Raw genomic sequence first — 9,330 nt, forward strand, 5'->3', positions numbered from 1 at the left:
TTATTTCTGGTATTTCGCCTTCGCCTTGGCGGCGACCTTCACGGGCAGTCCGAAGAGGTTGATGAAGCCCGCGCTGTCCGCCTGGTTATAGACCTCGTCCTCGTCGAAGGTGGCGATCTCCGGATCGTAGAGGGAGTAGGGGGAGGTGACTCCGGCGTTGATGATGTTGCCCTTGTAGAGCTTGAGCTTGACGTCGCCGGTGACGGTCTCCTGCGTCTTGTCGACGAAGGCGGAGAGCGCCTCGCGCAGCGGCGTGAACCACTGGCCGAAGTAGACGAGCTCGGCGAACTTCTGCGCGACGAGCTCCTTATAATGCTGGGTGTCGCGGTCGAGGGTGATCGTTTCGAGCACCTGATGGGCGCGGAAGAGGATCGTGCCGCCGGGAGTTTCGTAAACGCCGCGGCTCTTCATTCCGACGAGGCGGTTTTCCACGAGGTCGGCGAGGCCGATGCCGTTCTTGCCGCCCAGCTCGTTGAGTTTCTCCACGAGCTCGACGGGGCCGTACTCAACGCCGTCTATCGCGGTGGGGATACCCTTCTCGAAGTGAAGCGTCATATAGGTCGGCTCGTCGGGCGCCTGCTCGGGCGAAACGCACATTTCGAGGAAGCCGGGCTTGTTGTACTGCGGCTCGTTGGCGGGATCCTCGAGGTCGAGTCCCTCGTGCGAGAGGTGCCAGAGGTTTTTGTCCTTGGAATAGTTCGTCTCGCGGTTGATCTTCAGCGGTATGTCGTGCGCTTCGGCGTATTCGATCTCTTCCTCGCGGCTCTTGATGTCCCATTCGCGCCAGGGGGCGATGACCGCCATATCGGGAGCGAACGCCTTTATCGTCAGCTCGAAGCGGACCTGGTCGTTGCCCTTGCCGGTGCAGCCGTGGCAGATGGCGTCCGCGCCCTCCGCCTTCGCGATCTCGACGATGCGCTTGGCGATGGAGGGACGGGCGAAGGAGGTGCCGAGCAGGTAGTCGCCCTCGTATACGGCGCCCGCCTTGACGGTCGGGAAGATGTAATCCTCGACGAACTCCTTGCGCAGATCCTCGATATAGAGCTTGGAAGCGCCGGTCTTCAGCGCTTTCTCCTCGAGGCCGTCGAGCTCGGTGCCCTGGCCGACGTTGCCGGAAACGGCGATAACTTCGCAGTTGTTGTAATTCTCTTTCAGCCACGGAATGATTATCGAAGTATCAAGTCCGCCGGAATATGCAAGAACTACCTTTTTGATGTCTGATTTTTTCATTTTGTTGCCTCCGAATGTGTAAATTATTCAAATTATGTGAATAATTATACTCGCATATTCGGATTTGTCAATAGTAAAAATGAAAAAATTTACACTAAATCGTCTCAATATATACCGAAGTTATGGAATATTTGACCAAAAGTGTATATTTACGTTCAAAAAATGAATATAAACACGGACGCCCGTGTTTTTATCGCATATTTCGGGAAGGTCAGACCATCTTCTCCTGCTTGACCTTTTTATCGATGACGTGGCGCGAAGCGAGCTCGCGGAGTATTTCGTCGTTGGAGATGCCCATTTCCGCCATCAGCACCATGACGTGGTAGCAGAGGTCGGCGATCTCGTATATCGTTTCGGCGCGGTCGCCGCCCTTGCCGGCGACGATGACCTCGGTGGATTCCTCGCCGATCTTTTTCAGTATCTTGTCTATGCCTTTTTCGAAGAGGTAGGTGGTGTAGCTGCCTTCCTTTTTGTCGGTCTTGCGTCCCTTGATGAGCTCCATAAGCGCGTCGAGGGAGAAGGCGGAGTTTTCGTCGGAAACGTAGACGGCGTTGAAGAAGCAGCTGTCGCTGCCGGTGTGGCAGGCGGGCCCCTCCTTTTTGACGCGTACGAGCAGCGCGTCGAGGTCGCAGTCGGCGGTGATATCGACGACGCGTTGAACGTTGCCGGAGGTCTCGCCCTTGCGCCAGAGCTCGCCGCGCGAACGCGACCAGAAGCAGGTGCGCCCCTCCTTCATCGTGATTTCGAGCGATTCGGCGTTCATATAGGCGACGGTGAGCACCTTGCCGGTCTCGGCGTCGACGACGACCGCGGGGATCAGACCGTCGGCGCCGTATTTCAGTTCGTTTGCGTTTATCAGTTTCATACTTTTACCCTCCGGACGTTCACGCCCGCTTCGGCGAGCGCGTTTTTAAGATCGGGGATCGTCACTTCGCGGAAGTGGAATATCGAAGCGGCGAGTCCCGCGTCGACGTTCGGCGCTTCGCGGAAGAGGGTGACGAAGTCCTCTATGCTGCCCGCGCCGCCGGAAGCGATGACCGGAACGCCGGCGTCGCCGCAGACGTCGCGGAGCATTTCGATATCGAAGCCGCCCTTGACTCCGTCGGTGTCGATGGAGTTGAGCACTATCTCGCCCGCGCCGGACGCGACTCCGCGCTTTACCCATTCGATCGCGTCGATGCCGGTGTCGTCGCGGCCTCCGCGCGCGAAGACGACGAATCTGCCGCCGACGCGCTTGCAGTCGACGGAGAGGACGACGCACTGGTCGCCGTAACGCTTCGCCGCCTTTTCGATGAGCGAGGGATCGCGGATCGCGCCGGAGTTGACGCTGACCTTGTCCGCGCCGCATTTGAGCACGCGGTCGAAGTCGTCGAGTGTGTTTATCCCGCCGCCGACGGTGAGCGGAATGAAAACCTTGCCTGCGGTTTCGCGCAGCGCGTCGGTGAAGAGCGAACGCCCCTCGGCGGAAGCGGTGATGTCGTAAAAGACCAGCTCGTCCGCGCCGTTTTTGTCGTAGTATTCAGCCAGCTCGACAGGGGAGGAAACGTCTCGCAGCCCCTCGAAGTTGACCCCCTTGACCACGCGCCCGCCGCGGACGTCGAGGCAGGGAATGATGCGTTTCGTTATCATTTGACCGCCTCCAATGCCTCGGCGACCGTCAGCCGCCCCTCGTAGAGAGCGCGGCCGAGTATCGCGCCGTAAACGCCCGTTTCCGCGAGCTTTTTCAGCTCGCCGGCGCTCGAAACGCCGCCCGAGGCGACGAAATCCATATCGTATTCGGCGGTCAGCCGGCGGTAAAGTTCGGCGTTCGAGCCGCCGAGCATACCGTCGCGGGAAACGTCGGTGCAGATGACGCAGCGCACTCCGGCGTCCTGCAGCTCGCCGCAGAACTCGAAGCATTCGCGCCTGCTGACCTCGCGCCAGCCGCGCACCGCGACGAAGCCGTCCTTGACGTCGACGCCGACGGCGACGCGTTCGCCCCATTTGGAAACGAGCTTCCGCAGCAGGCCGGGGTCGGAGACCGCGGCCGTGCCGAGTATCACGCGCCACACGCCCGCCTCGAGGTACTTCTCGGCGACCTCGGCGGAGCGGATGCCGCCGCCGATCTCGACCTTCAGACCGGAGGTCGCGGCGAGGCGCTTTACGACCGCGAAGTTCGGCGTGCCGCCGTCCCGCGCGCCCTCGAGGTCGACGGCGTGCAGGAACTTCGCCCCCTGCGCCGCGAACTTTTTCGCGAACGCGGGCGGGTCGTCGGAGTAGACGGTCATCTTATCGTAGTCGCCCTGCATGAGCCGGACGACTTTGCCGCCGTATATGTCGATGGCGGGAAAAATCTCCATAAAAGAAATGCCCTTTCTATTTCAGCTCCGCGAAGGCGGAGAGTATCGCGAGCCCCACGCGGCCGCTTTTTTCGGGGTGGAACTGCATGCCGTAGACGCTGCCGCGCTCCGCTGAAGCGGTCAGCTCCGCGCCGTACTCCGTGTACGCGGAGACGTACTGCGGCTCGGTCGCTGCGTAGTAGGAGTGGACGAAGTAAACGCAGTCGCCCTCGTTTATTCCGGCGAAGAGGCGGCTTTTCGGCCTGCCGGCGGGGAAACGCAGCGCGTTCCAGCCGATCTGCGGGATTTTCAGGTCGGCGCCTTCGGGAAGCGCCGAGGCGATCGGCACGATCTCGCCGGGGATGAGCCCGAGCCCTTCGTGTTCGCCGTATTCGCGGCTGCGGTCAAACAGAAGCTGCATACCGAGGCAGACGCCGAGCAGCGGCTTGCCAGCGGCGGCCTGCTCGCGGATGACCGCGTCCAGTCCGCTTTCGCGCAGCTTCGCCGCCGCGTCCGCGAACGCGCCGACTCCGGGGAGCACCACGCGGTCGGCGGAGCGTATGACCTCCGCGTCGCCGGTGACGACCGCGTCGGCGCCGACGGCCTTGAAGGAGCAGGCGAGGGAAAAGAGGTTGCCCACGCCGTAGTCTACTATCGCTGTCATAAAATGCCTTTCGTCGACGGAATGCGTCCGCCGAGCCGTTCGTCGAGCGCGCAGGCCGCGCAGAGCGTTCTGCCGAACGCCTTGAACGCCGCCTCCGCGATGTGATGCGAGTTGCGCCCGTCGAGCTTCTTTATGTGAAGCGTGACGGGGCAGGCGCGCGTGAAGCCGTGGAAAAACTCCTCTATAAGCTCCACGTCGAAGTCGCCGATGCGCTTCGCCCGTATGCCGAGGTCGAGCGCGAGGAAGGTGCGGCCGGAGATATCGAGCGCGCAGAGCACGAGCGCCTCGTCCATCGGCAGAATGACGCTTCCGTAGCGCGTGATTCCCGTCTTGTCGCCGAGCGCCTGCCCGAACGCCTTGCCGATGCAGATTGCGACGTCCTCGACGGTGTGGTGGAAGTCGACGTTGAGGTCGCCCTTGCACTTTACGTCGAGGTCGAAGCGGCCGTGCTTCGCGAAGAGCGTCAGCATGTGGTCGAGGAAGCCGACTCCGGTGGAAACGGCGGCGTTGCCGCTGCCGTCTATATTCAGCTTAACGGCGATATCGGTCTCTGCGGTCTTTCTTTTGATTTCAGCGGTCCTCATTTTGCACCTCCGAGTATTTCGGTCAGCGCGGAGACGAGTGTTTCGCATTCGCTCCGTGAGCCGACGGTTATTCTCAAATGATCTTTTATTTTCGGTACGTTGAAATGCCTGACGAGCACGCCGCGCGCCTTCAGCTTCGCGCAGAGCTCCGCGCCGTCGCAGCCGGGGAAGCGGACGAAGACGAAGTTCGCCTCCGACGGAGTCGTTTCGCCGCCGAGCGCCTTCAGCTCGCCCGAAAGATATTCGCGTTCGCGGATTATCTTCGCGCAGCAGTCGCGATAGTAGCCGCCGTCCTTGAGCGCGGCCGCGCCGCAGAGCTGCGTCAGGCGGTTGACGTTGTAGGGGTTGAAGGAGTATTTCAGCTTCTCCAGGTCGGCTATGATCTCCGGCGGGCCGAAGGCGAAGCCGAGCCGCGCGCCCGCCATCGAGCGCGACTTGGAGTAGGTGCGCACGACGAGCACGTTCGGCAGCTCCTTTATCAGCGGCAGGGCGCTTTCCGCGCCGAAGTCGACGTAGGCCTCGTCGACGCAGAGGACGCGGTCGGGAATGCTTTCCGCGATCTCGCGCAGCTGCGAAACGGGCAGCGCGATCCCCGTCGGCGCGTTCGGGTTGGCGATGACGACGTTTCCGTCGACGCCGAGGAAGCGGCGGTAGTCTATCGACAGGTCGTCCTCCATCGGCACTGCCTTGTACGGCGCGCCGTAAAACTGCGCGAAAACGGGGTAGAAGCCGTAGCTTATCTCCGGGCAGTACGCCGCGGTCTCGCCGCCGCAGTAGGCGGCGAAGAAGAAGGAGAGCGTTTCGTCCGAGCCGTTGGAAACGAAGACGTTTTCGGGCTTCACGCCGTACTCGTCCGCCAGCGCGGCCTTCAGCGCGGCGCAGGTCGGGTCTGAGTATAGGCGCAGGTCTTCAAGCTCGCCGCGGCTCACCGCTTCGAGCACGGAGGGCGACGGCGGATAGGGCGATTCGTTCGTATTCAGCTTTACGTATTTGCGGTCGCGCGGCTGTTCGCCGGGGACGTACGCCTCGAGCGCTTCGAGGCGCGGCAGCATGAAACGGCTCATTCTTTCTCCCTCCGCGCAAGCGCCGAACGCGCGTGCGCTTCAAGTCCCTCGGCGCGCGCGAAGTACGCGATGTCGTCGCATACCGCGTCGAGCGCTTCGGGCGTGTAGTATGTATAGGATGACTTTTTGCAGAAATCGTCGACGGAGAGCGGGCTCGAGAAGCGGGCGGTGCCTCCGGTCGGGAGCGTGTGGTTGGTGCCGGAGAAGTAGTCGCCGAGCGGCTCCGGGCAGCTCCTGCCGAGGAAGACCGAGCCGGCGTCGCGCACCAGCGGGAGCAGGGCGAAGGGGTCCTCCACCGCGAGCTCCAGATGCTCCGGCGCGAGCGCGTTGGACATTTCCACCGCCGCCTCAACGTCGGATACGAGTATTATCTTGCCGTTGCCGTCTATTGACGCGCGGGCGATCTCGGCGCGCGGGAGCAGCGGTATCTGACGCTCCAGCTCCGCGCTGACCGCCTCGGCTTCTTCGCGGCTGACGGTGACGAGCGCCGCGGTCGCGTTCCTGTCGTGCTCCGCCTGCGAGAGCAGGTCGGCGGCGAGCACGCGGGGGTCGTTCTTCCCGTCGGAAACGACGAGTATCTCGCTCGGTCCGGCGATCATGTCTATCGCGACGAGCCCGTAGACCTGCCGCTTGGCTTCGGCGACGAAGGCGTTGCCCGGTCCGACGATCTTATCGACCCGCGGCGCGCTTTCGGTGCCGTAGGCGAAGGCGGCGACCGCCTGCGCTCCGCCGAGCTTGAAAACGCGGTGCACGCCCGCTATCTTCGCGGCGGCGAGTATCGCCGGCGGAACGGTGCCGTCAGCGGAGGGCGGCGTGGTCATTATTATCTCGCCTACTCCCGCGAGGGAGGCGGGTATCGCGTTCATCAGCACGGAGGAGGGATACCTCGCCGTGCCGCCCGGAACGTAAAGCAGCACCTTCGCGAGCCCCGCCACGCGCTGCCCGAGCACGATGCCGTCGCGCTCCTTGACTACGCTCGACCCGCGCACCTGCGCGGAGTGGTATTCGCGTATGTTGGCCGCCGCCTTTTCCATGACGGCGACGAGCCGCGGATCCGCCTTCGCGGCGCCGCCGGCGTACTCCTCCGCGGTCAGCTCGAAGGAGTCGAGCCGCGTGCGGTCGAAGCGCTCGGTGAATTCGCGCACGGCTTCGTCGCCGCGTTCGCGCACCTCGCGCAGTATGTTCGCCACCGCGTCGGTCACGCCGGAAACGGCGTTTTCGCGAAGCAGTATCTCGCTGAGCGGCACGGAGGCGCTGTCGAGTATCCTTATCATTTCAGGCCTCCTTCCAGCCCGCTGACGAGGGCGTTTATCAGGTCCGTCTTGAATTTGCAGCTGACCTTGTTTGCGATCAGCCGCGCGCTTATCGGAACGATGTCCTCGAACGGCTCGAGGTCGTTTTCCAGCAGGGTCTTGCCCGTTTCGACAATGTCGACGATGACGTCGGATATGCCGAGTATCGGCGCGAGCTCGATGGAGCCGTTGAGGCGGATGATGTCTATCTGCCTGCCCTTTTTCATGTAGAAATCGCGGGCGATGTTGGGGAATTTGGTCGCGACGCGCAGGGCGCGCTCGGTGTTGTCGGCGAAGCCCTTTTTGCCGGCGACCGCCATCCGGCATTTACCGAGCCCGAGGTCGAGCAGCTCATAGACGTCGGGGGAGTACTCCAGCAGGATATCGCTGCCGGCGACTCCGCAGTCGGCAGCTCCGCGCTCGACGTAGATCGCGACGTCGGAGGGCTTTACCCAGAAGTAGCGCACCCGCGTTTCGGGATTCTCGAATATCAGCTTGCGGTTTGCCTCGCGTATCGACGGACAGCCGAAGCCGGCCTTCTCGAAGCGCTCGTAGACGGCTTCGCCGAGCCGCCCCTTCGGCAGCGCGACGTTAAGCATCTCATTCGGCATCGGTTATCGCTCCTTTCACGAGCTTTTTGACCTCGCGGCAGCGGAGTCCCGCGCCGTCGCGCGAAACGCGCACGCTCTTTCCGGCGCCGTTCAGCGCCTTCACGGCGCGCATCGTTTCCTCCGGCGCGGCGTCGCCGCAGAGGAGCAGCACATCCGCGTCGTATTCCGGCGCGCAGTCGAGGTCCGCGAGCGTGTCGCGGTAGACGGCGAAGCCGATCGCCTGCGCGTTTTTGCCCAGTTTCTTCAGAAGGTTATCGTAGCGGCCGCCGGAGATTACCGCGCGGGTGACGCCCTTGACGAAGCCGCGGAAGATTATCCCGTTGTAATAACTCATGTCGCTGACGACGGAGAAATCGAGCCGCAGCTTATCCGCTTCGCCGGCGGCGTCCATCACGGAGTATACGCGCTCGAGCTCCGCCAGCGCCGGCTGCGCGGCTTCGGGCAGGAGCGAACGCAGGCGCGGCAGCAGCTCGGCGAAACCGCCGTAGAGCTGCGCCAGCTCCGCGAGCGCGTCCGCCTTCGCGGCGGGAACGCCGCTTTCCGCGCAGAGCGCGCGAAGACCGTGCGCGTTTTTCGCGGCGAGCAGCTTCAGCGCGGCGTCGCGGTCGAGCCCCGCATCGTCGATGACCGCCTGCGGTATCCCGACGTGCGAAACGTCCAGCACGCAGTCGCCGCTTATCAGCTCAAGACTTTTTACCGCGAGCGAAAGCACCTCGCATTCGGAGTAAAGGTCGATCGCGCCCATGCATTCCAGGCCGGACTGCATTATCTCGCGGAACTCGCCGGAGGCGTCGTCGAGCCGGTAGACGTTTTCGTCGTAGTAAAACTTCGACGTGCCGCCGTCGTCGCGGCAGCTTTTGGCGATGGAGAGCGTGACGTCGGGCTTCAGCGCCATGAGGCGCCCGCGCCTGTCGTTGAAGGTTATCACGCTGTCGCAGACGAGAAAGCTGCGGTTCTCGGCGTAGAGCGAATATTCCTCAAAGCGGTTCATGCGGAACGGCTTGTAGCCGAGCTTGCGGTAAAGCGCGCCGAAGTCGCGTCCGTTTATTCCGTTTTCATAAGCGTCGGAGATCATAGACAAGTACCTCTCGCAGCGCGTTTCCGCGCGGTTTTCGTTAATATGTTCGGAAGTATATGACGTACTATATCACACTTTATCAATTTAGTCAAGTAAAGTGATGAAAAAATTTCAAAAATTCTCAAATCCCGCGTTTCGGGCATGAGAAAAAGCAAAAAAACGGAACTCCGGCGGAGAGGAAAAGCGTAAAAACACTTGACAACCGGCGGGGTATAAAGTAAAATAGGTCGTGGTCGCGCGGAAAGCGCGGCGGATAATACGGAAGCGTATCGAAGCGGGGACGTTTGCGAGCGCCGCCGGAGGATGAAAAGTTAATATACGGAAGCGTATCGAAGTGGTCATAACGGGCCTGACTCGAAATCAGGTAGACCGCAAGGTCTCGTGGGTTCGAATCCCACCGCTTCCGCCAAAAGCGCACGGCGCCCAAATGGGCGCCGTGCGCTTTTAATGTAGAATCGGAGGGATTCGAAAAGGAGGGAGCGAGCGAAG

General features: G+C 62.1%; 10 protein-coding genes and 1 tRNA gene. 1 reads left to right on the forward strand and 10 read right to left on the reverse strand.

Annotated elements, in window-relative coordinates:
- From IJL83_06670 to IJL83_06715, 10 genes are all read right to left on the reverse strand, one after another.
- Positions 1 to 1,230 (reverse strand): argininosuccinate synthase, encoded by a 1,230-nt coding sequence (locus IJL83_06670; protein ID MBQ6553278.1) that lies wholly within the window; start codon positions 1,228 to 1,230, stop codon positions 1 to 3.
- Positions 1,231 to 1,441: 211 nt separating this feature from the next.
- Positions 1,442 to 2,095, reverse strand: coding sequence for a bifunctional phosphoribosyl-AMP cyclohydrolase/phosphoribosyl-ATP diphosphatase HisIE (locus tag IJL83_06675; protein ID MBQ6553279.1), 654 nt, complete (start codon positions 2,093 to 2,095; stop codon positions 1,442 to 1,444).
- The gene (gene hisF, locus IJL83_06680; GenBank protein MBQ6553280.1) at positions 2,092 to 2,859 is read right to left on the reverse strand and encodes an imidazole glycerol phosphate synthase subunit HisF; all 768 of its coding nucleotides are present in this window, start codon (positions 2,857 to 2,859) and stop codon (positions 2,092 to 2,094) included. The genes IJL83_06675 and hisF overlap by 4 nt, the downstream gene beginning before the upstream one ends.
- Positions 2,856 to 3,569, reverse strand: a complete 714-nt coding sequence (gene hisA / locus IJL83_06685) for a 1-(5-phosphoribosyl)-5-[(5-phosphoribosylamino)methylideneamino]imidazole-4-carboxamide isomerase (protein MBQ6553281.1) — start codon at positions 3,567 to 3,569, stop codon at positions 2,856 to 2,858. The genes hisF and hisA overlap by 4 nt, the downstream gene beginning before the upstream one ends.
- A gap of 16 nt (positions 3,570 to 3,585) precedes the next feature.
- Entirely contained in the window at positions 3,586 to 4,212 is a 627-nt protein-coding gene (gene hisH / locus IJL83_06690; GenBank protein MBQ6553282.1) for an imidazole glycerol phosphate synthase subunit HisH, read from the reverse strand.
- Positions 4,209 to 4,796 carry an imidazoleglycerol-phosphate dehydratase HisB gene (gene hisB / locus IJL83_06695; protein MBQ6553283.1) on the reverse strand — a complete coding sequence of 196 codons (588 nt, stop codon included), beginning with the start codon at positions 4,794 to 4,796 and terminating at the stop codon, positions 4,209 to 4,211. Before hisB ends, hisH begins: the two co-directional genes overlap by 4 nt.
- Entirely contained in the window at positions 4,793 to 5,860 is a 1,068-nt protein-coding gene (locus IJL83_06700; GenBank protein ID MBQ6553284.1) for a histidinol-phosphate transaminase, read from the reverse strand. Before IJL83_06700 ends, hisB begins: the two co-directional genes overlap by 4 nt.
- A complete protein-coding gene (gene hisD, locus IJL83_06705) occupies positions 5,857 to 7,134 on the reverse strand; it encodes a histidinol dehydrogenase (GenBank protein ID MBQ6553285.1) in 1,278 nt (425 codons plus the stop codon). Before hisD ends, IJL83_06700 begins: the two co-directional genes overlap by 4 nt.
- On the reverse strand, positions 7,131 to 7,751 hold the full coding sequence (locus IJL83_06710; protein MBQ6553286.1) for an ATP phosphoribosyltransferase: 621 nt from the start codon (positions 7,749 to 7,751) through the stop codon (positions 7,131 to 7,133). The genes hisD and IJL83_06710 overlap by 4 nt, the downstream gene beginning before the upstream one ends.
- A 1-nt stretch (position 7,752) precedes the next feature.
- Complete coding sequence (locus tag IJL83_06715; GenBank protein ID MBQ6553287.1) at positions 7,753 to 8,838, reverse strand: ATP phosphoribosyltransferase regulatory subunit; 1,086 nt, start codon at positions 8,836 to 8,838, stop codon at positions 7,753 to 7,755.
- Positions 8,839 to 9,161: 323 nt separating this feature from the next.
- On the opposite strand from IJL83_06715, the gene IJL83_06720 reads away from it, so the two are divergent.
- Positions 9,162 to 9,250, forward strand: a tRNA-Ser gene (locus IJL83_06720).
- Positions 9,251 to 9,330: the final 80 nt, after the last annotated feature.

Source organism: Clostridia bacterium (assembly GCA_017438525.1).
In the GTDB taxonomy this organism is placed as follows: domain Bacteria; phylum Bacillota; class Clostridia; order Oscillospirales; family RGIG8002; genus RGIG8002.